This window comes from Leisingera aquaemixtae, assembly GCF_006740765.1.
GTDB lineage: Bacteria > Pseudomonadota > Alphaproteobacteria > Rhodobacterales > Rhodobacteraceae > Leisingera > Leisingera aquaemixtae.
In genome coordinates, this window is record NZ_CP041159.1 from 1,447,173 (window position 1) to 1,470,723 (window position 23,551).

Genomic DNA, 23,551 nt, shown 5'->3' on the forward strand with positions numbered 1-23,551 from the left:
GCCGCCTTTGCAGGGTGTGAGGGTGCGGCCTGTCAGGGTTTGGCGCGCTGAAGCATTCCGAACAGATCGCGCGGATCGTCCGGGTCAGCAAGCATGTCGAGATCGATGAAATAATCGGTGCCCTTGATGCGGTCGCGGATATACCGCAGCGCCGAGAAATCCTCGATGGCAAAGCCGACGCTGTCGAACAGCGTGATCTGGCGGTCGCCGGTGCGGCCCGGTTTCTTGCCTGCGATCACTTCCCACAATTCGGTCACGGCGAAGTCTTCCGGCATCTGCTGGATTTCGCCCTCGATCCGGGTTTGCGGCGGGTATTCGACAAAGACGTCGGAGCGGCTGAGGATGCCGGGCGCCAGTTCGGTCTTGCCGGGGCAGTCGCCGCCGATCGCATTGATGTGGACGCCGCTGCCGACCATATTGTCGGTCAGGATGGTCGCATACTGCTTGTCCGCGGTGCAGGTGGTGAGGATCTGCGCGCCTTCGATCGCTTCTTCCGGCGTCTTGCAGGAGACAACCTCTAGGCCCATTCCCTGCAGATTGCGGGCGCATTTTTCGGTTGCCGCCGGGTCCTTGTCATAGAGGCGCACGGACTTCAGGCCGATGATCGCCTTCATCGCCAGCGTCTGGAATTCGGACTGGGCCCCGTTGCCGATCATGGCCATCGTGGCTGATCCTTTGGGCGCCAGATACTTGGCGGCCATTGCTGAGGTGGCGGCGGTGCGCAGCGCGGTCAGAATGGTCATCTCCGTCAGCAGCACCGGATAGCCGGTGTAAACATCCGCCAGCAGCCCAAAGGCCGTGACGGTTTGCAGCCCTTCAGAGGTGTTCTTGGGGTGGCCGTTCACGTATTTGAAGCCATAAGCCTCGCCATCGGAGGTCGGCATCAGTTCGATCACCCCGACGTCGGAATGGCTGGCGACGCGCGGGGTCTTGTCAAACAGCTCCCAGCGCTTGAAGTCTTCTTCCACATACTCTGCCAGATCGCGCATCATCTGCTCGATTCCGACGTGATGAATGAGGCGCATCATGTTGTCGACGCTGACAAAAGGCACCAGTGCCTTGTCCGAAGGCTGTGTCATGCGGTTTTCCTTTCACGGGGGCTGAGGTGGATGCCTGCCAGCATGCAGCGCACCGACCCGCCTGCGGTTTCGATGGTGGGAATGGTCAGCGGCAGCAGCTCTGCGCTCTGCTCGATGACCGAAATCTGATCGGGGCGCAGCGCCGCCAGCGCCGTGGCGGAGAGCGCCAGAAGCCGCTTGCGGCCGGTAAGCTCCAGGGCGTTGCCCGCAAAACTGGCGATCTGGCCGGGCGTGAGGTCAATCACCCGGCGGCCGGTTTCCTCCAGCCGCGCGGCGACCTCAGCGCGGCGCGAAGGGTTAACGATCATATCCAGGCAGATTAGCGCGTATTCGGTGCCGATCCCCATCAGCACATTGGTGTGATACACGTCGCGGCCCGCTTCATCTTTGGCTTCGAACACCATGGGTTCAAAGTTGAAATGGGTGCAGAAGCGTTCCAGAAGTACCGGATCTGCTCGGTTGGATTTCACGGTATAGGCAATGCGGCCGATGTGGTCCAGCACCATGGCGCCGGTGCCTTCCAGCGACAGCCCGTCCTGCTCAAGACCGGAGTAGTCGATAACATCCTGCACCCGGTAGTCCTGCTTCAGCAGCTCAATCACATCCCAGCGCCGTTCCTTGCGCCGGTTTTTCGCAAACATCGGATAGACCGCGACATGGCCGCCGGCATGGGTCGAAAACCAATTGTTGGGAAACACGCTGTCCGGGGTTTCGGTGCCTGTGTCGTCAAACACATGCACCGTAACGCCCGCGCCGCGCAGGGCTTCGACGGCGCCGTCGAATTCCGCCAGCGCTTGCGCCGCCGTCGCCGTGGCCGAGGTGTTTGCCAGAGTTTGAAAGGCGTTATCGCCTTTGGTTTCAGGGTTGGAGCAGAAGTGATGCGGCCGGATCATCACCACCGCGGAGGGGGCTTGCAGGCTGCTCACTGATAGCTCCGGGTCGGGCGGTCGAACACGCGGCGGCCCAGGGCAGAGGCGCAGAGGTCCACCATCAGATGCGCCGTGCGGCCGCGCTCATCCAGGAACGGGTTCAGCTCGACCAGATCCAGCGAGGTCATCAGGCCGGAATCATGCAGAATTTCGCAGACCAGATGGGCCTCGCGCACGGTGGCGCCGCCGGGAACGGTGGTGCCGACAGCCGGGGCGACGGAGGGATCCAGAAAATCCACGTCGAGCGAGACGTGCAGCATGCCATTGGCCTCGGCGACATGATCCAGAAACCGGTTCAGCGGTCCGGCGATGCCGTTTTCATCAATATGGCGCATGTCATGGGTGCGGATGGCGCTGTCTTCCAGCGCAAGCCGTTCCTGGGTGTCCACAGACCGCAGGCCGATCATGCAGACATTTTCCTCCGGCACCGGGTTCAGAACTTCAGGAAAGCCGTCGAAACCCCTGCGCCCAGTGAAATATCCGACCGGGGTGCCGTGCAGGTTGCCGCTGTCCGAGGTTTCCGGCGTGTGGAAGTCGGTATGCGCGTCCAGCCACAGGACAAACAGCGGGCGGCCTGCCTTGGCGGCAAAGTTTGCGGCGCCGGCCACGGATCCGAGCGACAGCGAGTGATCGCCGCCCAGGAACACCGGCAGGCCGCATTCCAGCGCGTCCTCGGCGGCTTGGGCCAGGCGCGAGGTCCAGCCGATGGTTTCGTTGCGGGCATAGACGAGGCCGTCATTGGTGTCGGCGGCATGGGCCTCCGGCGCCAGGTTGCCAAGATCTTCGACCGTGTGCCCAAGGCTTTCCAGGGCAGCGGCGATTCCGGCGGTCCGGTAGGCGTCCGGGCCCATCAGGCAGCCGGCACGGCGCTTGCCGCTGTCGACCGGGGCTCCAATCAGAATGCAATGTTGCGAGGTCACGGTTATGGTCTCTCAAAAAGTCAGCTTTCTTCCAATTAGCTTCCGAAATGTGTTGGAAGCCAGTCTGCATTTTGCCCATAATGGTTGCTGATTGTTCGAATTGAGGTGGGATATGGACAAAACGGATGAGCGTCTGATCTCTGCGTTGCGCCACAATGCGCGGGCGTCGCTGTCAGATCTGGCGCTGGAATTGAACCTGTCGCGGACAACGGTGCGGGCCAGGATCGAGCGGCTGCAGGCCCGCGGCGACATTCTGGGGTTCACGGTGGTGCTGAAGGAGGATGTGCTGCGCGATCCGGTGCGCGGTCTGATGATGATCGGGATCGAGGGCCGCGGCACCAGCCGGATCACCCGGCAGCTGCAGGGGCTGCCGGAAGTGCGGGCGATTCACACGACTAATGGCCGCTGGGATCTGATTGTGGAACTCGGCACTGAAACCTTGGAAACGCTGGATGCAGCGCTGGCCAAGATCCGCACCTTCGAAGGGGTGGTGAGCAGTGAAACCAATCTCCTGCTGGCCACCAAGAAGGACACCTGATCCCAAAAGACCGCCAAAAGTGTCAAAGGGTTAGCGGCCGGATCTCAGCTTGCCAGCAGGTTAACCCTGCTTGCGGGCATGGTTGGCGGCAGCAATCCAGACCAGCGCCAGGCCAAGGGAGGCGATTGCGTTCCAGCTGGCCATGGAAAGGGAAAACAGCTCCCACGGCACCTCGTCACAACGCACCAGCGGTGCGGACATGATCTGCTCCATCAGCTGATCGGGCGACAGTCCGCCGACCGGTCCGGACGTGCAGGTGGAGGGGCCTTCCCACCAGCCGCGCTCAACACCGGTATGATACGCCCCAACCCCGGCAGTGGACAGCGCCGCAAGCGCTCCCAGATACGGCAGCACCGCACCGGGAATGATCAGCGCCAGAACGCCGATCCCGACCGCCGCCGCATGCGGGTAGCGCTGCCAGTAGCACAGTTTGCAAGGGGGCATGTCGGCAATGTACTGAAACCCCAGCGCCCCGAGCAGCAGCGCGGCGGAGCCCAGGGCGGCGATAACGATCAATAAACGGTGCATGATCAGATGAACCTCACCATCAGGAAGCCGCCGAACAGGACAACCATAAAAGCCGAGAAGACCAGCCCCAGGCGGCGTTCAATGAAGTTGCGGACCGGAGCCCCGAACTGCCACAGCAGACCTGCGACAACGAAAAAACGCAATGCGCGCGCAAGGATAGAGGTGGCAATGAAAGTACCGAGCGGCATACCCGTCCAACCCGACATGATGGTGATCACCTTGTAGGGGAACGGCGTGATCCCGGCGCCCAGAACCGCCCAGAAGCCGAAGTCGTTAAAGCGGGCGTTGAACTCCGCCATGGAATCGCCCTTGCCCATCGCCTCCAGCACCGGCTGGCCAATGCTGTCGTAAAAGAAGGCGCCGATGGCATAGCCAAGCATGCCGCCCGTGACAGAGGCCACCAAAGCCACCAGAGCAACCAGCCAGGCGCGCGACGGGCGGGCCAGGATCATCGGGATCATCAGAACGTCCGGGGGAATCGGAAACACCGAGCTTTCGACGAAAGCCACGGCGGCCAGACACCAGAGCGCCTTTGGGTGATCGGCCAAGGCCATTGTCCGGTCATATAGCGGTTTCAGCATGCTGCGCCCTGCGTCCTCAACGGCGTTTGCCAAGGGAGGTGGCACGTGCGCCGGCCTCCGTCAACCTTTGCTGCGGATGATTTTGCAACGGGGTGCGTTTTCGGCGCAGAGGGGCCGATTTGCCTCTGGACCTTGGCGGCAGCCTTGGCTAGGAACAGGGCGTGGCCCAAGTGGCGGAATGGTAGACGCAGGGGATTCAAAATCCCCCGATGGCAACATCGTGAGAGTTCGAGTCTCTCCTTGGGCACCACAGATTTCCGCGACATATCAAACAGATGCGCAGGATTTTAAGCCTGACAGGCTGATGCGGCAAGACCAGCCTGCCGCGGGCGGTTTCCCCCGGCTGCACTTTAAAACCTCCAAAATCAGCGGCTGTCCTTCAGGCCGTAATCCGCAAAGGCCGCGATCACTTCCGCCATCTCATCCTCGCTCAGGATATGCGGTTTTCCCAAGGTGAGACTGGCCGCGTAACCCTTTGCCAGTGTTTCAAGCTCGACCATCCGCCAGAGGGCACGGGGAAGGCTTTCTCCCGTGGTAACCGCGCCATGGTTGGCCATCAGGCAGGCACTGCGGGTCTGCAAAGCGCGGGTGATATTTTCCGACAACTGGCGGCTGCCGAACAGGGCGTAGTCCGCCACCGGAACGTCGCTGCCGCCAAAGGCCGCCACCATATAGTGGCAGGCGGGGATCGCCTGGCGGTTCATCGCCAGCGCGCTGCAATAGACCGGGTGTGCATGGACGACGGCGTTGACGGCGGGTTTGGCCTGCAGGACCGCCAGGTGAAACGGCCACTCCGTAGAGGGTTTCAGCTGGCCCGCCGGAGCGGCGCTTCCGTCGAGCGGCATCTTCACCAGCATCTCTGGCGCCATCTGGTCATACGGCACGCCGGAGGGGGTGATCAGCATGTGATCCCCCGCACGGACGGATATATTGCCGGATGTGCCCTGGTTGATGCCAGCGGCATTCATCTCCAGGCAGGCACCGATCACCGCCTGCCGCAAAGAGGTGCTGTCCTGGTAGGGAGGTTTCACCTGAGACGCCCCGGTCATGCGGATTTGGCGGCGGCCATATCCGGGAACAGGCCGGCCAGGCCGTCTTCGCTGGCGTCGCAGATGCCGCGTTCAGTGATCAGGCCTGTCACCAGCCGGTTGGGTGTCACGTCAAAGGCCGGGTTGCCGCCGGGGGTGCCATCGGGCGTGACCTGAACCACACCGATGCTGCCGCTCTCCGTCTTGCCCTGGACGTGGGTTATCTCGCGCGCGCTGCGTTCCTCGATCGGGATTTCTGCAACGCCGTCGGAGACGGTCCAGTCAATCGTCGGCGAGGGCAGGGCGACATAGAAGGGCACGCCGTTGTCCTTGGCCGCCAACGCCTTGAGGTAGGTGCCGATCTTGTTGCAGACGTCGCCGCGGCGGGTGGTGCGGTCGGTGCCGGTGATCACCAGATCGACCTGGCCGTGCTGCATCAGATGGCCGCCGGCGTTGTCGGTGATATAGCTGTGGCTGATCCCGTGGCTGCCCAGCTCCCACGAGGTTAGTGCGCCCTGATTGCGCGGGCGGGTCTCATCGACCCAGACGTGGATCGGAATGCCGGCGTCATGGGCCTGGTACATCGGGCTGGTGGCGGTGCCCCAGTCGACAGTGGCAATCCAGCCGGCGTTGCAATGGGTCAGCAGACGGACCGGCTCGCCCTCCGGCTTGCCGGCAGCGATTTGTTTGATCAGCTCCAGGCCATGCGCGCCGATGCTGCGGTTGATTTCCACATCCTCATCCGCGATCTCGTGGGCCAGCGCCAGGGCCGCCGCGGCCCGCTCGCCTTCGGCCAGCGGGCGCAGGTGGTTGCGGCAGCGGTCCAGCGCCCAGCGCAGGTTGATGGCGGTGGGGCGGGTTGCGTTCAGAAAGCTCCAGGCCTGATCCATCGCGGCATCCGAGGGGTCCAGCCGCATCGCCAGCGCCATCCCGTATGCGGCGGTGGCGCCAATGAGCGGCGCGCCGCGCACCCGCATTTCGACAATCGCGTCGGCAAACTCCTGCAGAGTGCTGACCTGCTGGACGCGGAAATCATGCGGCAGCCAGCGCTGATCAATGATCTGCAGCGCGTCCTTGTCATGATCCCACCAAAGGGACCGGTAATGCGTACCGTCAACTTTCATCTGGCTGTCTCCCTAGTCCGGCGGCGATGGACGCGGCGCCGGAATCGATCCGGTTTCCGGCTCCGGCCTAGCGCCGCCTGTGGGGTTAGACAACCACCAACACCAGCAGAATTCAATGAACCCGCAGCCGCAGGGTCAGAGCGAATTGGTCGAGAAGGTGTCGCAGGTGCTGATGTCCCCGGTCTCATACCCGCGCGCAAACCAGGCCTGCCGCTGGGCGCTGGTGCCGTGCGAGAAGGTGTGCGGCTGCGGCACCTGGCCCGCGTTGCGCTGCAGCGTGTCATCACCGATCTGTTTGGCAGCATTCATCGCTTCGCTGATGTCGCCGGGCTCCAGCGTGCCCAGCTGATCCCGGGCATAGCGGGCCCAGATGCCGGAGAAGCAATCGGCCTGCAGTTCGGTGCGCACAGAAATTGCGTTGGACTCGACCTCGCTGACCTGGGCGCGGATGCGCTGGGTCTGGCCCAGGATGCCAAGTTCATTCTGAACATGATGGGCAACCTCATGCGCCACCACATAGGCGGCTGCGAAATCGCCGCTGGCGCCCAGCCGCTGGCTGAGCGTGGTGAAAAATGCGGTGTCGAGATAGACCTTCTCATCGAGCGGGCAATAGAACGGGCCGGTTGCGCCAGAGGCTCCGCCGCAGGGTGATTGCGTCACGCCCTTGTAAAGCACCAGAACCGCAGGGTCATAGGCCCGTCCCAGCTGCTGGTTGAAAATCGTGGTCCAGACGTCTTCGGTATCGGCCAGGGCGACGCTGACGAATTCGGCTGCGGCCTGGTCGGCCTCGGTGACCGGCGCAGATTGGCTGCTTTGCGGTGCCGTGCCTTGCAGCAGCGGCGTCAGGTCCACCCCCAGGAAGGCGCCGACAACGATAATCAGTATTGCCCCCGCGCCGCCGATCCCGGCGGTTCTGCCGGTGAAACCCCGGCCCCGCCGGTCTTCAATGTTACTGCTTCCGCGGCGACCTCTCCAACGCATGGTATCCTCCTGGCATCCTGGCCTGCCGGCATCTGCGGGATCAGATAGCGGCGCGGCGGCAGCTATCGATGCATGCCCGCCCGGCGGCCTGTCCGCAGGGCTCCCGTGGTGATAACCCCTGGCCGCTGCCTGCGGTTCCCGCCTTGCGGTGATTAAACCGCGCGCTGGGGGAATAACGGGGCAGTTGCCCGGCCCCGGCAGCAAGAGAAACGCATAAGACGCACAACGGCTCTTGCGGTTAAGGTTAGCAAATTATTGAATGGAGGAAATTTCGTTACCGCAGAAGCGGCTGTCACAGCCGTTGCTGCAATCATTCCTAAACATTTCCAATACTCGAAAGGGCACAGCATGGCACGATTTTGGACTGCAGGCCTGTCTGGTGGAACCAGTCTTGCGATGGTTGCAGCGGCAGGGCTGATGTTTGCAGGGCCTGCACCCGCCCAGCAAGGCGCGGCGCCGAAGGTGTCCGTTGCGCAGGCTGTCGTCAAGCAGATCAAGGACACCGCGACATTCATCGGCCGGGGCGAGGCGATTGACAAGGCCGACATCATGGCCCGTGTCAGCGGCTATCTGGAAGAGGTGCTGGTGGAAGACGGCGCCGAGGTGGAGCGGGGCGATGTGCTGTTCCGCATCGAGCGCAGCGCCTATGAGGCGGTGCTGGAAAGCCGCAGCGCGGAACTGGCGCAGGCGGAGGCCAACCTGGAACTGGCATCGCTGGATCTGGCCCGCAAACAGGAACTGTTCGAACGCGGCTCTGTGCCGGAGGCGGACCGTGACACCGCGCGCGCCAATGAGCTGGTGGCCGAGGCCCAGGTGCGGGCCGCCAAGGCAGCGATCCGGCAGGCGGAACTGGACCTGAGCTACACGGAAGTCAGCGCGCCGTTCTCAGGCCGCCTCGGCCGGGTCCAAGTCAGCATCGGCGATGTCGTGAGCCCCGGCGGCTCGCCCCTGGTCAACATCGTGCGGGAAGCGCCGGTTTATGTCTCCTTCTCGCTGAACGAGAAGCAATTTGTCGAGATCCTGCAGGAGCTTGAAGCCAACGGCCGCGACCGGGCGGATACCGAAACCGCCCCGGAAGTGTTCGTTGTGCTTCCCAATGGCGAAGAGCTAGAGGAAAAAGGCCGGATCGCCTTTGCCGGCAACCGGGTCGACCCCGACACCGGCGCCGTCACCGTGCGGGCGAAATTCGAAAATGATCACCGGCTGATCCTGGACGGCGCTTTCCTGACCGTTGGCTTGCAGTCGCAAGAGGCGGTAGACCGGATCATCATCAGCCAGGCCGCAATCCAGCGCGACCAGCAAGGCCCGTTTGTGCTGGTTGTCGATGGCCAGAACCAGGTGCAGCAGCGCTATATCGCGACCGGGGATGTGCAGGGCACCGGCATTGTTGTGCTGGACGGGCTGACGCAGGGCGAAACCGTGGTGGTTCAGGGCCTGCAAAAGATCCGCCCCGGCGTCGAGGTGGAACCCGTCCCGGCGGCGCAGGCTGGAGAGTAACCGATGTTTTCCTCTCTCTTTATCTCACGCCCCAAATTCGCAATTGTCATTTCCCTTGTGCTGACGGTCATGGGGGTGATCGGTTATTTCGTTCTTCCTGTCGCCCAGTTCCCGGAAATCACCCCGCCAGTGGTGAACGTCACCGCCAGCTACCCGGGCGCCAACGCGGAAACCGTTGAAAAAAGCGTCGCCGCGCCGATTGAGGCGCAGGTGAACGGGGTGGACGGGATGCTTTATATGTCCTCCAACTCCGCCGACAACGGCAGCTATTCGCTGTCGGTGACCTTCGAGGTCGGCACGGATCCGGACATTGCCTCTGTCAACGTGCAGAACCGGGTGGCGCAGGCGGTGGCAGCGCTGCCTGCCGAGGTCACCGCCAATGGCGTGGTGACGCAGAAAAGCTCCTCCAACATGCTGCTGGTGACCGCGCTCACCTCACCCGACCGGACGTATGACAGCGTGTTTCTGTCGAACTATGCCGCCATCAACATCAAAGATGCGCTGGCGCGGGTGGCCGGCGTCGGCAAGGCGGACATCCTGACAAACTTTGAATACGCCATGCGCGTCTGGCTGGACCCCAACAAGATGGCCGGCCTTGGCATTTCACCCGGCGACGTGATCAACGCGGTGCGGGAGCAGAATATCGAGGTCTCGGCGGGGCAGGTGGGTGCACCGCCGGTGCCCGGCGACCAGGTGTTCCAGTACACCATCAAATCCAAGGGCCGCCTGACCGAAGTCAGCGAGTTTGAGGACATCGTGATCCGCACCGGCGATGGCGGCAGCACCGTGCGGCTGAGCGACATCGCGCGGGTGGAGCTGGGTGCCTCCAACTACAGCGCTTCGGGCTTTTACGACGGCGTGCCGGCCACCATTCTGGCCGTCTACCAGGCTCCTGGCGCCAATGCGCTGGCCGTTTCCGAAGCGGTGCTGGCAGAGATGGAGAGGCTGTCGCAGGACTTCCCCGCAGACGTCGCCTATTCCGTGCCCTTCAACACCACCGATTTTGTCGAGCAATCGCTGAACGATGTGATCTCCACCCTGATGATGACCTTTGTGCTGGTGATCTCGGTGGTGTTCATCTTCCTGGGCTCGCTGCGGGCAACCGTTATCCCAGCGGTGGCTATCCCGGTGTCGCTGATCGGGACTTTTGCGTTTCTGCTGGCGCTTGGCATGTCGCTCAACACTATCTCGCTGTTTGCGCTGGTGCTGGCGATCGGCATCGTGGTGGATGACGCCATCGTGGTGGTGGAGAACGTCGAACGGATCATCGCCGAGGAGGGGCTGCCCCCGGCGGAAGCCACCCGCAAGGCGATGGGACAGATCACCGGACCGGTCATCGCGACCACGCTGGTGCTGCTGGCGGTGTTTGTGCCAGTCACCTTCATGCCCGGGATTACCGGCAAGCTGTACTCCCAGTTTGCCGTCACCATTTCGGTTGCGGTGGTGATCTCCTCCATCAACGCATTGACGCTGTCGCCGGCGCTTTGCGCCATCGTGCTGAAAGCCCGCTCTGGCCCGCCCAAAGGGCTGCTGGCGGTGTTTGAAAACATGATCGGCGGAGTGCGCAGCGGCTACCTGAGCGTTGTCACGCGCCTGCTGCGCCTGCCGGTGATCGGGCTGGCGATTATCGCGGCTTTTGCCTTCGGCACCGGAACGGTGTTTACCGCGACATCCAAGGGCTTCCTGCCGTCCGAGGACAACGGGTATCTGTTTGTTGATGTGCAGCTCCCCGATGCGGCTGCTTTGGGGCGGACGGAGACCGTGACCAGCCGGATTGACGAACAGATCCGCCAGATCCCCGGCGTCCAGGGCACTGTCCTGGTCAATGGCTTCAGCCTGCTGAACGGGGCCGGCGCCAACGGCGCGATGATCATCGCCAACCTGGCGCCGTGGAACGAGCGGCAAAGCGAACCGCTGCAGCCAAACGCCATCCTCGGCCAGATCTACGGCATCGCCAACGCCGAGGCGGCAGCCAGTATCGTAGCCTTCAACCCGCCGCCGATCTCCGGCCTGGGCATGTCGGCCGGTGTGGAGATGGCGGTCCAGCAGACCGCAGGCGGCACGCCGCAGGATCTTGCGCAATCCGTCGGGTCGCTGGTCTATTCCGCCAATCAGCGGCCTGAGATCGCCCAGTCCTACACCACCTTCCGGGCCAACGTGCCGCAGGTTTTTGTCGATCTGGACCGCGAGAAAGCCAAGACGCTGAACGTGCCGATTGCCGAGGTCTTCCAGACCATGCAGACGTACCTGGGGTCTTACTATGTAAACGATTTCAACCTGTTCGGGCGCGTCTACAAGGTAATGCTGCAGGCCGAGGGCTCCTATCGCGACAAGATCGAGGATATTGGCGGCCTGTATGTGCGGGCGCAGTCCGGCGAGATGGTGCCGCTGTCGACCCTGATAGATGTGGAGAACGTCTTGGGGCCGGTGCTGCTCAAGCGGCACAACATCTTCCGCTCGGCCACCGTGACGGCAGTGCCCGCGCCCGGGCTGTCAACCGGCGATGCCATCCGGGTGATGCAGGAGGAGGCCGCGACGGCGCTGCCGCCGGGCTATGCCTTTGAATGGACCGGCACCGCGCAGCAGCAGCTCGACTCCGCCGGGCTGGTGACGGTGATCCTGGCGATGGCGGTGCTGTTCGGCTACCTGTTCCTGGTGGCGCAGTACGAAAGCTGGAGCATGCCGGTGGCGATCCTGCTGTCCGTGATCGTCGCCTTGTTCGGGGCCGTGGCCGCAGTGGCCATCGCGGGCAACGACATCAACCTCTACACCCAGATCGGGATGATCATGCTGATCGGCCTGGCGTCGAAAAATGCCATTCTCATTGTCGAATTCGCAATGGAGCGGCGCGCCGCGGGGCTGAGCATCCGCGACGCCGCGCAAGAGGCGGCCAAGCAGCGGTTCCGCGCCGTGATGATGACGGCGCTGTCCTTCCTGCTGGGGGTGGTGCCGCTGATGGCGGCCTCCGGCGCAGGTGCTGCCAGCCAGCGCGCAATCGGCATCGCGGTCTTTGGCGGCATGCTGGCAGCGACGGTGGTCGGGGTGATCGTGGTGCCGGTGCTTTATGCGATGATGCAGGGCGTACGCGAACGCATCAAGGGCACCCCGGCAGCCAGCCCGGCGGAATAACACCAACGCGGCCCCGCGCGCCTGCGGGCGGGGCCGACCGCGCCTTCAAATACTTGATTGCAGAGAAATCAGCGCTGGCGGGCCCGCAGCCCGCGGTCATGGGCCGCCGACAGGATCAGGTCCCATTTTCGCGGCGTGCAGCGGAATTCCGGCTCCACATCGCAGGTCAGCGGCGCACTGGCCTCCTGCGGTATCTTGCGGGCCTCGGCGGAGACGCAGCGCTCCAAAGCCCAGAAATCCGTCAGCGACGGGTTATCGTGAATAACTTGGCTCAGCAGCATTGCCGCAAGCTCCCTGACTTGGTGCCCGCAGCTACGATTCTTGAACAGCGGATCAATTTTTGTGTGACGCGGATTAGCGCCATCTGCCGGATTTGTCACCATGGCAATCCCCGGCCTGCCGCAATTCAGCGCAAAAAGCGGTTGCTGCCAGCGCTCCGGCCAATGACCGCCCAAGCGCTTTTTCCGCAGTGCAAGAATCGCCGGGCCGAAGATTTCCCCTTGCAATTAAATTCTTTGTATGCAGGCAACCGGAAACCACCGCACCGTGACGGGGAAATTTATCTAACTGTTGTCATTACAGAAAAAAAATCGGCTTTAGGGGGTGCGTCAATAGATAGCACTCTTGACTTGGGAGGCCCCCGGTGGAACCCTTGCGGGCGTGCAAAAAATATCCGCACACGCCTTGCTTGGGGGCCAAATTCTCTGGCCGTGCGTGGAGCATAACACCGCTTTCGCAAATTTCCGGGCCGGGCTGCAAATCATAAGACAAGTGGGAGAGACTTGATCATGAAACACACCAAGCTGGCGATCGGTGCTTTGGTGACCGCAGCCTTTATGGCTCCGGCAGCATCTGCGCAGGAATTCATCACCATCGGCACCGGCGGCGTTACCGGCGTGTATTACCCGACCGGGGGCGCCATTTGCCGTCTGGTGAACAAGGGCCGCAAGGAGCACGGCTTCAAGTGCGCCGTCGAATCCACCGGCGGCTCGGTCTACAACATCAACACCATCCGCGAAGGCGAACTGCAGTTCGGCGTCGCCCAGTCGGACTGGCAGTACCACGCCTACAACGGTTCCTCCAAGTTCGAGGAAGCGGGTCCGTTCGAAGGCCTGCGCGCCGTGTTCTCGGTGCATCCGGAACCCTTCACCGTAGTGGCGCGCGCCGATGCCGGCATCTCCACCTTTGACGACCTCAAGGGCAAGCGCGTCAACATCGGCAACCCGGGCTCCGGCCAGCGCGGCACCATGGAAGTGCTGATGGAAGCCAAGGGCTGGGGAATGGAAGATTTCGCCCTGGCGACTGAGCTGAAGGCAGCGGAACAGTCCGCGGCGCTGTGCGACAACCAGATCGACGCAATGATCTACACTGTCGGCCACCCGTCCGGCTCGATCCAGGAAGCCACCACTGCCTGTGACTCGGTTCTGGTCACCGTGGACGGCGAAGCGGTTGAGAAACTGGTTGGCGACAACTCCTTCTACCGCACCGCCACCATTCCGGGCGGCATGTACCGCGGCACCGACGAGGACGTGAACACCTTTGGTGTCGGCGCGACCTTCGTGACTTCGGCAGACGTTTCCGAGGATGCGGTTTATGCAGTCGTCAGCTCGGTGTTCGAAAACTTCGAAGCCTTCCAGAAGCTGCACCCGGCGTTCACCAATTTGAAACCGGAAGAAATGATCGCGGACGGCCTGTCGGCACCGCTGCATCCTGGCGCAGAAAAGTACTACAAAGAAAAAGGCTGGATCGAGTAATCCGCCGGAACAATGGGGCGGGGCGCATCAGCGCCCCGTTTCTGCCCCCGAGCCGGGGGAGTAAATTTGAGGCCGTGCCGCTCCACGCCGGCCCAAGGGGAGATTATCCATGACATCCGATGCTCAGGGAAATCGACCGCTCAGCGAAGAAGAGCTTCAGGAACTGGTCGCGTCCTCCGACGCCGGCGCCCGCAACCCGGTGGGGAGTGTAGGGGTGTTCCTGGCCATCGTCGCAGTCATCTGGTCGGTTTTCCAAGTCGTGCTGGCCTCGCCGCTGGCCAACCTGCTGCTGCCCGGCAGCGTGATCAACAATTCGCGGCAAATCCATCTGGCGTTTGCCATTTTCCTGGCTTTTGCCGCCTATCCTGCCTTGAAATCCAGCCCCCGCGGCTATGTCCCGGTCCAGGACTGGATCTTTGCCATCGCGGGCACCGGCATCGCGCTCTATGGCTATATTTTCTATCAGAAAATCGTCGATTCCGGCGGCCTTGCAGATGACGTGGACAAATGGTTCGCGCTGGCAGGCCTGCTGTTGCTGTTCGAGGCCGCCCGCCGCGCGCTGGGTCCGGCAATGGCGATCATCGCGACGATCTTCCTGCTTTATGTTTTCTTCGGCTCATCGGACTACGTGCCCGAGGTGATCCGCTGGAAAGGCGCAAGCCTGAAAAAGGCGATGAGCCATATGTGGATCACGTCTGAGGGCGTGTTCGGCATCGCCCTGGGGGTGTCGACCAAGTTCGTATTCCTGTTTGTGCTGTTCGGTGCGCTGCTGGATAAGGCGGGCGCCGGCAACTACTTCATCAAGATGGCGTTTGGCGCGCTTGGCCACCTGCGCGGCGGCCCGGCCAAGGCGGCCGTTGTGGGCTCTGCCGCAACCGGTCTGATCTCTGGCTCCTCGATTGCCAACGTTGTCACCACCGGCACCTTCACAATTCCGCTGATGAAGCGGGTGGGCTTCACGTCAGAACAGGCGGGTTCGGTTGAGGTTGCGTCCTCCGTGAACGGGCAGATCATGCCGCCGGTGATGGGGGCTGCGGCCTTCCTGATGGTGGAATACGTGGGCATCTCTTATGTCGAGGTGATCACCCATGCCTTCCTGCCGGCTGCGATTTCCTACATCGCGCTGGTCTACATCGTGCACCTGGAAGCGGTGAAACGGAACATGCCGACGCTGGGCAACCGCGTGGTGTCCATGGGCCGCACAATTGGCGGCATGGCACTGTTCTTCGCCGGCTTCGCAGCGCTTTGCTACGGCGTGCAGTATCCGGTGAAATGGATTGTCGCCGCGATGCCGGGCGCCTCCGGTCTGACGCTGTCAGCTCTGGTGGTGGCCGCCTATGTCGCCCTGCTGTGGCTGGCCTCCGGCGTGGAGGATCTGGTGCCGGACGACCCCAACGCCGAAGAGGTCGAGCTGCCGGTGGTGGGCGAGATCTACAAGGCGGGTCTGCATTACCTGCTGCCGATCATCGTACTGGTCTACTTCCTGATGATCGAACAAAAGTCGCCCGGCCTGTCCGCCTTCTGGGCCACGGCGCTGCTGTTTGTGATCCTGCTGACCCAGAAACCGCTCAAGGCGATTTTCCGCGGACAGAGCGACATGGCCAATGCCTTCATGCAGGGCGTCAGCGACCTGTGGCACGGGCTGATCGACGGTGCCCGCAACATGATCGGCATCGCGCTGGCCACGGCCACCGCGGGGGTGATCGTGGGCACCGTGACCCTGACAGGTGTCGGGCAGGTGATGTCTGAGCTGGTCGAGTTCATCTCGGGCGGCAACCTGATCCTGATGCTGGTGATGGTGGGCATTCTGTCGCTGGTTTTGGGCATGGGCCTGCCGACCACGGCGAACTACATCGTCGTCAGTTCGCTGATGGCCGGTGTCGTGGTCGAGCTGGGCGCCCAGTCCGGCCTGATCGTGCCGCTGATCGCCGTGCACCTGTTTGTGTTCTACTTTGGCATCATGGCCGATGTGACACCGCCGGTGGGTCTTGCCAGCTTTGCTGCGGCTGCTGTCTCGGGGGGCGATGCGATCCGCACCGGATTCACCGCCTTCTTCTACAGCTTGCGGACCGTGGCGCTGCCGTTTGTGTTCATCTTCAACACCGATCTCCTGCTGATTGATGTGAACTGGATACAGGGAATCCTGGTCGCCATATCGGCCACCATCGCGATCCTGGTCTTTACTGCGGGCACCATGGGCTATTTCCTCAGCCGCAACCGCTTCTATGAAGGCATCCTGCTGATCTTTGCCGCCTTCGCGCTGTTCCGGCCGGACTTCTTCATGGACCGCATCATGCCGCCCTTTGCCCAAGTGCCGCCGGCGCAGCTGGTGCAGGCGCTGGACGAGGCTGAGCCGGGGGCGGAGCTGCGGATCACGGTGGAAGGCCCGGATTTCGACACGTCCGGAACCAAGAGCACCACAATGATCCTGACGGCTGACGGCTCCGGCGGCCAGTCGGCAGTGGATGCCTATGGCCTGCTGCTGCTGGAGGAAGACGGCGTGGTGAAGCTGGAAGAGCCGATGTTCGGCACACCGGCGGCGCCCAATCTGGAGAGCTTTGATTTCTACGCCGACGCGCCGGTGCAGATCACTTCCATCCAGGCCCCGGCCAGCCAGCTGCCCAAGGAGCTGATCTTCATCCCGGCGCTGCTGCTGGTGGCGCTGGTGGCGTTTCTGCAGCGCGGACGCGCGCGTGAACAGGAAGGAGTACCGGCATGAGCAGACCCGTTCTTTGCGCCCTGGAACTGAGCGACCGAGCCTTGGACGAAAAAGTCCTGACCGAGGCCGCCCGGCTGGCGGAGCTTGACGGCGCCCAGCTGGACGTCGTCAACGTCCTGCCCAACTTCGGCGAGACCTGGGTGTCCGGCTTTTTCGAGGAACACCACCACGAAAAGGCAGTGGAGGACGCGACCAAGCGGCTCCAGGACCTGTGCAGCAAAGTGCTGGGCGAAGAGCGCAACGCCAAGGTGCGCCACCTGGTCGCCACCGGCACCGCCTATCAGGAGATCCTCAAAGTGGCCGAAACGGCCGGCAGCGGTCTGATCGTGATCGGCGCGCATAAACCGGACTTGAAAGACTACCTGCTCGGGCCGAATGCGGCCCGGGTGATCCGCCACTCGGATTGTTCGGTTTTTGTGATCCGCTGAAACCTTTAGGGGCGCCTTCGGGCGCCCTTATTCGTAGCCGGTCATCTCAAGATAGCCCGTGCCGCTGTGGCTGCCGGTGACAGTGACAGGCCCCTCCCAATACGGAAACGAGGTGCCCATCCAGCTTTGCGGGTTCAGCGCCTCAACCTCGACTGAAACGCCTTTGCCGGGCAGGGCGGCGCGCCAGCGTGTCGGGATGCTGCGGCCCTCCACCATGGTGTAATCCAAGGGATCGGCCTGAAAAGCCCCAGGCTCCAGCGGCTCCGCCGTGCCGTCGGCGGAAATCCAGGTGCCAGAGGTGAAATCTCCGCTTTCCGCCCGCAGGACAAACCCCATCAGCTTGGCGTCGCTTTCAAAGCTGAGCGAGAACCAGTCCCAGCCGCTTTGATCCTCAGCCAGAGGCTGGCTGGACCATTCCCGGTCAAGCCAGCCGTGCCCCGTGACCTCAACCGCGCCGCCGGGCAGCGTGACTGTGCCGCTGACTTGGTAATGCGGCTGGGAGTAGTAATAGCTGGCCTGGCCGCCGGCGGATTTGACGGAATACCCATTCTCTCCATGCAGCACTAATGGTCCGTCCGCGCTGAGCAGCAGATCATAGGAAAAACTTTCACCCGCAGCGGTAAGCGTCAGATTTTCCAGGTTATCTTGGGCCGATGCCATCTGCCAGTTGTCGATCCAGGCCATAAAGGGCTGCGATGTCACGCCCGCCTGGCCGATGCCGCCGCGGGCGATGCTTTCGGCAAACAGATGCTGATCGGATGCGGTCACCGCCGCATGGGCCATCCAGACCTGCGGGCTTTGCCAGCCGTCTCCTTCGCCCGGGGCAAGGGCCGAGCGGAACAGCGTCCATTGGATGCCATAGTCCCGCCCGTCCGCCCCTTCAAGGTTGGCGGTCAAGTACCACCATTCAATGCGGAAATCCGGGTGCGGGCCGTGATCCTGCGGGAAGGACAACCGCTGGCCGCGCTGCGGCATGGCAAAGCCTTCCGCGTCGCTGCCCAGACCCGCGAACCCCTGCGCCAGAGTGGACGAGGCCCATGCGGTGAAAACCAAAGCGAGGACAGGTCTAACGTTCATTGGCAAACACCTTGAGCAATTCGGCCGGATCCAGGCGGCTGAGCCGGCGCGCGGGCAGGGCGGCGGCCACCACGGCGGCCAGCAGCGCCAGCAGGAACAGCCGCAGCCAGTCGCCCGGAAACACATGCATCGGAAGCTTCCAGCCAAAAGCTTCGACATTGATCACTGCCAGCAGCGCCCAGGCCAGAACCAGCCCCAGCGGCAGCGCCAGCACAGCGGTGATGGCGGCCAGCATAAGGCTGCGCAGCACCTCGGTTACGGCCAGCTGCCGGCGGCTAAGTCCCATCGCCCAGACCGGTGCCAGCTGCGGCAGGCGCTGGCTCCACAAGGTCAGCAGGCTGGTCAGCATGGCAAAGGCCGCCACCCCGAGCGTCAGCAGATTCAGCGCCGCGGTTATGACAAACGTCCGGTCGAAAACCGCCAGCGAACGCGCCTTGAGACTGGCCTGGTCAATGATGTTTTCCCTTGGGATTTCAAACCTCTGCCGGATTGATTTGATGAGATCCGGAACGTCCTGCGGCGGCAACCGCAGGCCAAATTGCCGGTTGGGCACATCGGGCGCGCGGGCCAGCAGCTGGTCAAGCGCAACAATCGCCTGGCCGTTGGGGTTGCCGTAGTCGGAATAGATCCCGCCAATGGCCAGAACCCAGCCCGGCTCCAGCTGGACGCTGCCGCCGGGCGACAGATCATAGCGGCGGGAAAGCTGTTCGTTGATCAGCACCGCTTCTCCGGCAGCCACCCGGTCCCAGACCTGCGGCAGGGCGTCCAGCAGCGGCCAGTGCTGGCGGTAGGTCGCATCATCCGCCACGCCATAAATCCGCAGCGGCGCACCCTTAAACCGCACATCACTGCTGCGGATGGGCAGCACCGTAACCCCCTTGCTGCCCAGCCATTGGGCAAGCTCTGCACCTTGGGCGTCGGAGCGGGCGGTGACATAAACCTCCGATGCCAGGCGCTGATCCAGCCAGCCCACGAAGGTGAGCCTGAAGCTGGAAACCATTGTTCCGACGCCGATATTTGTCGCGAGCGCCAGCAGCAGCGCCATCAGGGCAAGCGACATGCCCGGCAGTTGCGCGCGGGTGTCGGCCCACAGCCATTCCGCATAGGGACGCCGGGCCAGCCGCGCCCCCAGCCGCAGGCCCGTGGAAATCAGCAACGGCAGCAGCAAAGCCGCCCCCAGCATCAGGCCGCCAAGGAAGACAAACCCGGCAACAAGTCCTTGGAAAATCGAAATAACAGCGGTTCCAGCCAGGATGCAGGCGATGCCGCCGGCGGCAGACAGAAGATGCGACCGGCCAGCCTGCTGCCCGCGGGCGCGCGTCGCAGGGGCCGCCAGCAGTGGCATCCGCCACAGTGCAAAAAGCGCTTTTGCCCCGGCCAGGAAGGTGCCGCCAAGCGCCATTGCCAGACCGGACAGAACCCAGCCCGGACGCAGCGACAGGCTGCCATCGACCGGTGCCCCGTACAGCCCGGCGAGCGTGGCGCTGACATCCGGCAAAAGCGCCGCCGCAACCAGATAGCCGCCTGCCAGTCCCGCTGCGCCGGCGATCACCGCAACCGCCGCCAGTTCCGCGGCAAACAGGCCGGCCAGAAGCTGCATCGGCACGCCCAGACCGCGCAGGGTGCGGATCAGGCCCCGGCGCTGCTCCAGGCTGAGCGTGATGGCGCCCTGTACGATGAAAAGCCCGACGGCAAAGGACAGCAGGCCAAAAGCTGTCAGGTTAAGGTGGAAACTGTCCGTCAGCCGCGCCGTATCCGCTGCCGCGCTTTTGGCGGCAACGCGGGTCAGCTCCGGGGCAAGCTCTGCCAGCGGTGCGAGGTCCGGGGTCTGGCCGGGCAGGATAAGCAGATAGCTTAGCGTGCCGGGCTGCCTCAGCAGGCGGCTGGCCAGGCTCAGGTCGGCGACCAGCACCCCGCGGGGCAAGGCGCTGGTGCGGGTGACCGGGTGCTGCTGCTGGACAGCAGCAAGCTCCGCTGCGGTGTCCGGATGCGCGAAAAAACGGCCCGGCGGCAGCAGCGCGTCCAGCGGTGACGCGCCGTCTTGTTCCGCGGCGTTTGCCAGATCGGCCACCAGCGGATGACCAAGCAAGTCAATTCCCATGATATCAAAGCTTTGCCGGCCAAACCTGACAGTGCCTTCCAGCACCGGTGCCAGCGTCCAGCCTGCCCGCCGCAGGGCGGCATAGCGGGACAGCGCGATGCTGCCGCTGGCAGGCACCAGCCGGTCCGCCCCGGAGGTGCCCAGCTGCTCTGCGGCGCGGGCATAGCTGGCGCGCGCCTCGCCGTTGATCGCCTGCACCGCCGACCACAGGCCGGTGGCGAGCGCCAGCCCGACAATCAGTGTTGCCAGCTGCAACGGGTGGCGCCGCCAATGGGACAGGATGGCTGCCGCCGCGGCGCGGGTCATGCGGCCTTGCCGTGCTTCAAGTGCAGTTGGCGGTCCAGCATCTGTGCAATCGCGGAGGAATGGGTGACCAGAAACAGCGCGGCACCGCTTTCCCGCACCAGCTCCAGCATCAGCTCCATCACCGCTGCGCTGGCTGTTTCATCCAAGTTGCCGGTCGGCTCATCTGCCAGCAGCAGTTTGGGGCGCAGGGCAAGTGCGCGGCCGATCGCAACCCTCTGCTGCTGACCGCCCGACAGCTGCTCCGGGTAGCGGTCAAGCAGCCCGGACAGGCCAAGTCTGTCCGCCAGCTGCTGCCCCCACACCGCGTCCCAGCGGCCGCCAAGCCGCGCGTGCAGCGCGATGTTTTGCCGGACCGTCAGGGAGGGGATCAAATTAAACTGCTGGAAAACCAGGGAAACCTCTTGCCTGCGCAGCGCCGCGCGCTGGCCGTCGCCCAGCCGGGAAAGCTTGGTGGTCCCGATTTCAATTTCACCGCTGTCGAAATGGTCCAGCGCCCCCGCCAGGTGCAAAAGGGTGCTTTTGCCGGACCCGCTGTCCCCGGTCAGCGCCAGGCTGGTGCCCGCTGCCAGGTCCAGCGAGACGCCGCGCAGAACCGCATCGTCTGCGGTCTGGCCGGGATAAGACTTGGTCACGTTGCGGATTTTCAGAACCATCCTGCGGCACCTCCGGCGTTTGGCCGTCCTTTCCTGCAACTGCACTCAATACCGCTGGCCGGGGGAAGTCCAGTGCGGCACAAAGACAAGGACGGGCTCCCGCGGCTGGCGATCCTTGATGGAAGTGTTTAAGAACGAAAGCCAATTGCACGGCCAGGTGAGGCCAGGCTGCCGACAAACACGCCGACGAACACGAGGGCCGGAATGACACTGTGGAACCAGCTGCTGTGGGGCTCAATCTACCTGAGCTTTTGCCTGATCCTGGAAATTATGGTTCTGGTCTGGTGCGCGTCGGTGCTGAACAAGCTGTCGGCCCGGTTCTCCAAACCCTACCGCCGGTGGCAGATCGGCCTGATGCTGGTGGCCGCGATTTTCATCATTCTCGGCGGCCATACCGCGCAGGTGTGGATCTGGTCCTCGGCCTTTGTTCTGGTTGGCGCGATCGGGGACTGGAACACCTCGGTCTACTTCTCGCTCGCGACCTATACCACGCTGGGTTACGGCGATGTGGTGCTGGGGCCGGCGCTGCGGATTTTCGCGGCGTTCGCCGCCGTGACCGGGCTGTTCGGGTTCGGCATCAGCACCGCCTTCCTGGTCAGCGCCATGGGACGCCTGTTTTCCCTGAACGGCCAGTCATATGACGGCAAGGATTAAAGCACCGGCGCCAGCAGCCGGGCCACCGGGGCCAGCAGCCGGATACTCAGCTTTTGCTGGTCCAGCGGCAGGCTGAGCTCCGTGGCGCGCTGAAAATCCTGCTGCAGCATCTCTGCAATTTCCCCGGCAGAGGCGCGGTCGAAAAACAGCGCCATCGTCTCAAAGTTCAGCCGGAACGAGCGGTTGTCGAGGTTAGCGGTGCCAACCGCGGAGATCGTGTCGTCAATGACGAAACATTTCTGATGCATAAAGCCGCCTTGATAGCGCAGGATGCGGACGCCAGCGTCGCGAAGCTCATCGAAATAGGCAAAGGCGGCCAGCCAGGGCAGCACGTGATCAGCGTATTCCGGCAGCAGGATCCGCACATCAAGCCCGCGCAGCGCCGCGTGCTTCAGAACGGCAAACACATCCTGATCCGGCACAAAATAGGGCGAGGCCAGCCAAACGCGGTCCTGCGCGGCGGAAATGGCGGAGAAATACAACATCGAGCCGTTGCCAGTGGTGTCGCCAGGCCCGGTGGCGGCAATCAGCGCCGGGCGGTCCTGCGGTGAAGCTTCGGCTTCCCAGTTCAGCAGGTCCAGAATAGGTTCCTGGGTGCGCCAGTGCCAGTCCTCGGCAAATGACAGCTGAAGCTGCTGAACCACCGGACCGGTCAGCCGCACATGCGTGTCGCGCCACGGGCCGGCGGCGGGGTCCAGCCCCATATACTCATCCCCGACGTTCAGGCCGCCGGTAAACCCGATGCGGCCATCCACGACGACGGTTTTCCGGTGGTTGCGGAAATTGATCCGCAGCCGGTGCCAGGGACCGCGCTGAACTGCCGGGTCGATGAGGTTGACACCGGCGTCCTCCAGCGCGCTGGTGTAGGCGCGCGGCAGCTTGCGGCTGCCGATGCTGTCGGTCATCAGCCAGATGGTCACGCCGCGGTGTGCCGCAGAGATCAGACGCTTCTGCAGCGCCAGGCCCAGATCGTCCGCATGCAGAATGTAGTACTGCACAAGTATGTATTCCTGTGCATTTTCAATAGCCTCAAAGATGGCGTTGAAGGTTTCCTTGCCGTCAATCAGCAGCGTCATGCCATTACCGCGGCACACGTTCGTGCCGGCAATTGCTTCAAACGGGCTGGTGTTGACCGGCAGTTCCTGCGCGTCCTCGGAATGGGCGCTGGTATAATTGCGGGTGGCAATCACCGCCTGTTCCGCGCGGCGTCGGGCCTTCCAGTAGCCTCTGAACCTGTGATGCCCGAAGATGACATAGGCGGGCAGGGCAATGACCGGGGCGGACAGCAGGAACACAACCCAGCCGATTGCCCCCTGGGGCGTGCGGGCCGTGCGGGCCGCGCTGAGCGCAGCCAGTCCGGCCGCCGTCCAGGTTGCGGCGATCGCGCCCGTGCTGACAATAAACCAGAACATTCCGCAGCCTCGAATTTGCACCTTTGCACTTACCTAATATGCGCATCGTCCGCACACCATAGGCGGTTATGCTACACGCAACGCTAAAACCGCATAAAGGGCCATTGATACTG

The 23,551-nt window shown here is 63.3% G+C and carries 20 protein-coding genes and 1 tRNA gene; 8 read left to right on the forward strand and 13 right to left on the reverse strand.

Translation table 11 applies throughout. From position 1 onward, the window contains the following. Positions 1–32: 32 nt before the first annotated feature. From R2C4_RS08705 to rocF, 3 genes are read right to left on the reverse strand one after another with little or no spacing between them, the layout of a single operon-like run. Complete coding sequence (locus R2C4_RS08705; RefSeq protein WP_141890332.1) at positions 33–1,079, reverse strand: ornithine cyclodeaminase; 1,047 nt, start codon at positions 1,077–1,079, stop codon at positions 33–35. Next, on the reverse strand, positions 1,076–2,005 hold the full coding sequence (gene ctlX / locus R2C4_RS08710) for a citrulline utilization hydrolase CtlX (RefSeq protein ID WP_141890333.1): 930 nt from the start codon (positions 2,003–2,005) through the stop codon (positions 1,076–1,078). Before ctlX ends, R2C4_RS08705 begins: the two co-directional genes overlap by 4 nt. Next, entirely contained in the window at positions 2,002–2,928 is a 927-nt protein-coding gene (rocF, locus tag R2C4_RS08715; protein WP_141890334.1) for an arginase, read from the reverse strand. The genes ctlX and rocF overlap by 4 nt, the downstream gene beginning before the upstream one ends. 112 nt (positions 2,929–3,040) lie before the next feature. Here rocF and R2C4_RS08720 point away from each other — a divergent pair, with 112 nt between their 5' ends. After that, positions 3,041–3,466 (forward strand): Lrp/AsnC family transcriptional regulator, encoded by a 426-nt coding sequence (locus tag R2C4_RS08720; RefSeq protein WP_058286910.1) that lies wholly within the window; start codon positions 3,041–3,043, stop codon positions 3,464–3,466. Between the two features lie 60 nt (positions 3,467–3,526). On the opposite strand, the gene R2C4_RS08725 is transcribed toward R2C4_RS08720, so the two are convergent. Next, complete coding sequence (locus R2C4_RS08725; RefSeq protein WP_141890335.1) at positions 3,527–3,994, reverse strand: disulfide bond formation protein B; 468 nt, start codon at positions 3,992–3,994, stop codon at positions 3,527–3,529. Between the two features lie 2 nt (positions 3,995–3,996). After that, positions 3,997–4,575, reverse strand: coding sequence for a YqaA family protein (locus R2C4_RS08730; RefSeq protein ID WP_141890336.1), 579 nt, complete (start codon positions 4,573–4,575; stop codon positions 3,997–3,999). Between the two features lie 164 nt (positions 4,576–4,739). Between R2C4_RS08730 and R2C4_RS08735 the strand changes: the two genes are divergently transcribed. After that, positions 4,740–4,825: transfer RNA gene (locus tag R2C4_RS08735), tRNA-Leu, on the forward strand. A 115-nt stretch (positions 4,826–4,940) separates the two neighbouring features. Here the strand turns inward: R2C4_RS08735 and R2C4_RS08740 are convergent. The 3 genes from R2C4_RS08740 to ypfJ form a co-directional block, all read right to left on the reverse strand. After that, positions 4,941–5,606, reverse strand: a complete 666-nt coding sequence (locus R2C4_RS08740) for a class II aldolase/adducin family protein (RefSeq protein ID WP_141890337.1) — start codon at positions 5,604–5,606, stop codon at positions 4,941–4,943. Positions 5,607–5,620: 14 nt separating this feature from the next. Beyond that, complete coding sequence (mtnA, locus tag R2C4_RS08745) at positions 5,621–6,727, reverse strand: S-methyl-5-thioribose-1-phosphate isomerase (RefSeq protein WP_141890338.1); 1,107 nt, start codon at positions 6,725–6,727, stop codon at positions 5,621–5,623. 135 nt (positions 6,728–6,862) lie between these two features. After that, positions 6,863–7,708, reverse strand: coding sequence for a KPN_02809 family neutral zinc metallopeptidase (gene ypfJ, locus R2C4_RS08750; RefSeq protein WP_141890339.1), 846 nt, complete (start codon positions 7,706–7,708; stop codon positions 6,863–6,865). A 348-nt stretch (positions 7,709–8,056) separates the two neighbouring features. Between ypfJ and R2C4_RS08755 the strand changes: the two genes are divergently transcribed. Both R2C4_RS08755 and R2C4_RS08760 read left to right on the forward strand, forming a co-directional pair. Further along, complete coding sequence (locus R2C4_RS08755) at positions 8,057–9,205, forward strand: efflux RND transporter periplasmic adaptor subunit (protein WP_244940806.1); 1,149 nt, start codon at positions 8,057–8,059, stop codon at positions 9,203–9,205. 3 nt (positions 9,206–9,208) lie between these two features. Beyond that, positions 9,209–12,334, forward strand: a complete 3,126-nt coding sequence (locus R2C4_RS08760) for an efflux RND transporter permease subunit (protein ID WP_058286917.1) — start codon at positions 9,209–9,211, stop codon at positions 12,332–12,334. A gap of 68 nt (positions 12,335–12,402) precedes the next feature. On the opposite strand, the gene R2C4_RS21380 is transcribed toward R2C4_RS08760, so the two are convergent. After that, positions 12,403–12,840 (reverse strand): hypothetical protein, encoded by a 438-nt coding sequence (locus R2C4_RS21380; RefSeq protein ID WP_244940807.1) that lies wholly within the window; start codon positions 12,838–12,840, stop codon positions 12,403–12,405. A 282-nt stretch (positions 12,841–13,122) separates the two neighbouring features. Between R2C4_RS21380 and R2C4_RS08770 the strand changes: the two genes are divergently transcribed. The 3 genes from R2C4_RS08770 (at position 13,123) to R2C4_RS08780 (ending at position 17,235) form a co-directional block, all read left to right on the forward strand. After that, on the forward strand, positions 13,123–14,088 hold the full coding sequence (locus R2C4_RS08770) for a TAXI family TRAP transporter solute-binding subunit (protein WP_058286919.1): 966 nt from the start codon (positions 13,123–13,125) through the stop codon (positions 14,086–14,088). 109 nt (positions 14,089–14,197) lie between these two features. Beyond that, a complete protein-coding gene (locus tag R2C4_RS08775) occupies positions 14,198–16,807 on the forward strand; it encodes a TRAP transporter permease (protein ID WP_058286920.1) in 2,610 nt (869 codons plus the stop codon). Then, positions 16,804–17,235: a universal stress protein gene (locus R2C4_RS08780; protein WP_058286921.1), complete on the forward strand. Its 432-nt coding sequence runs from the start codon at positions 16,804–16,806 to the stop codon at positions 17,233–17,235. Before R2C4_RS08775 ends, R2C4_RS08780 begins: the two co-directional genes overlap by 4 nt. A gap of 27 nt (positions 17,236–17,262) precedes the next feature. Here the strand turns inward: R2C4_RS08780 and R2C4_RS08785 are convergent, their stop codons facing one another. The 3 genes from R2C4_RS08785 to R2C4_RS08795 are packed head-to-tail and all read right to left on the reverse strand — an operon-like array spanning position 17,263 to position 21,372. Next, positions 17,263–18,312 carry a lipocalin-like domain-containing protein gene (locus R2C4_RS08785; RefSeq protein WP_141890340.1) on the reverse strand — a complete coding sequence of 350 codons (1,050 nt, stop codon included), beginning with the start codon at positions 18,310–18,312 and terminating at the stop codon, positions 17,263–17,265. Next, complete coding sequence (locus R2C4_RS08790) at positions 18,302–20,719, reverse strand: ABC transporter permease (RefSeq protein WP_141890341.1); 2,418 nt, start codon at positions 20,717–20,719, stop codon at positions 18,302–18,304. Before R2C4_RS08790 ends, R2C4_RS08785 begins: the two co-directional genes overlap by 11 nt. Continuing rightward, complete coding sequence (locus R2C4_RS08795; RefSeq protein ID WP_141890342.1) at positions 20,716–21,372, reverse strand: ABC transporter ATP-binding protein; 657 nt, start codon at positions 21,370–21,372, stop codon at positions 20,716–20,718. The genes R2C4_RS08790 and R2C4_RS08795 overlap by 4 nt, the downstream gene beginning before the upstream one ends. A gap of 204 nt (positions 21,373–21,576) precedes the next feature. Between R2C4_RS08795 and R2C4_RS08800 the strand changes: the two genes are divergently transcribed. Next, a complete protein-coding gene (locus R2C4_RS08800) occupies positions 21,577–22,026 on the forward strand; it encodes a potassium channel family protein (RefSeq protein ID WP_058286925.1) in 450 nt (149 codons plus the stop codon). On the opposite strand, the gene cls is transcribed toward R2C4_RS08800, so the two are convergent. Next, complete coding sequence (gene cls / locus R2C4_RS08805; protein WP_141890343.1) at positions 22,023–23,438, reverse strand: cardiolipin synthase; 1,416 nt, start codon at positions 23,436–23,438, stop codon at positions 22,023–22,025. The two genes, R2C4_RS08800 and cls, sit on opposite strands and share 4 nt — an antisense overlap. Between the last annotated feature and the right edge of the window lie 113 nt (positions 23,439–23,551).

What these genes read in the sequence shown, in the direction of transcription:
- R2C4_RS08755 (WP_244940806.1), top strand. Translation starts at nt 8,057, where the DNA reads ATGGCACGATTTTGGACTGCAGGCCTGTCTGGTGGAACCAGTCTTGCG.
- R2C4_RS08720 (WP_058286910.1), top strand. Translation starts at nt 3,041, where the DNA reads ATGGACAAAACGGATGAGCGTCTGATCTCTGCGTTGCGCCACAATGCG.
- R2C4_RS08795 (WP_141890342.1), bottom strand. Translation starts at nt 21,372, where the DNA reads ATGGTTCTGAAAATCCGCAACGTGACCAAGTCTTATCCCGGCCAGACC.
- ypfJ (WP_141890339.1), bottom strand. Translation starts at nt 7,708, where the DNA reads ATGCGTTGGAGAGGTCGCCGCGGAAGCAGTAACATTGAAGACCGGCGG.
- R2C4_RS08785 (WP_141890340.1), bottom strand. Translation starts at nt 18,312, where the DNA reads ATGAACGTTAGACCTGTCCTCGCTTTGGTTTTCACCGCATGGGCCTCG.
- R2C4_RS08800 (WP_058286925.1), top strand. Translation starts at nt 21,577, where the DNA reads ATGACACTGTGGAACCAGCTGCTGTGGGGCTCAATCTACCTGAGCTTT.
- mtnA (WP_141890338.1), bottom strand. Translation starts at nt 6,727, where the DNA reads ATGAAAGTTGACGGTACGCATTACCGGTCCCTTTGGTGGGATCATGAC.
- R2C4_RS08730 (WP_141890336.1), bottom strand. Translation starts at nt 4,575, where the DNA reads ATGCTGAAACCGCTATATGACCGGACAATGGCCTTGGCCGATCACCCA.
- cls (WP_141890343.1), bottom strand. Translation starts at nt 23,438, where the DNA reads ATGTTCTGGTTTATTGTCAGCACGGGCGCGATCGCCGCAACCTGGACG.
- R2C4_RS08770 (WP_058286919.1), top strand. Translation starts at nt 13,123, where the DNA reads ATGAAACACACCAAGCTGGCGATCGGTGCTTTGGTGACCGCAGCCTTT.
- R2C4_RS08790 (WP_141890341.1), bottom strand. Translation starts at nt 20,719, where the DNA reads ATGACCCGCGCCGCGGCGGCAGCCATCCTGTCCCATTGGCGGCGCCAC.
- R2C4_RS08775 (WP_058286920.1), top strand. Translation starts at nt 14,198, where the DNA reads ATGACATCCGATGCTCAGGGAAATCGACCGCTCAGCGAAGAAGAGCTT.
- R2C4_RS08760 (WP_058286917.1), top strand. Translation starts at nt 9,209, where the DNA reads ATGTTTTCCTCTCTCTTTATCTCACGCCCCAAATTCGCAATTGTCATT.
- R2C4_RS08705 (WP_141890332.1), bottom strand. Translation starts at nt 1,079, where the DNA reads ATGACACAGCCTTCGGACAAGGCACTGGTGCCTTTTGTCAGCGTCGAC.
- R2C4_RS08780 (WP_058286921.1), top strand. Translation starts at nt 16,804, where the DNA reads ATGAGCAGACCCGTTCTTTGCGCCCTGGAACTGAGCGACCGAGCCTTG.
- R2C4_RS08725 (WP_141890335.1), bottom strand. Translation starts at nt 3,994, where the DNA reads ATGCACCGTTTATTGATCGTTATCGCCGCCCTGGGCTCCGCCGCGCTG.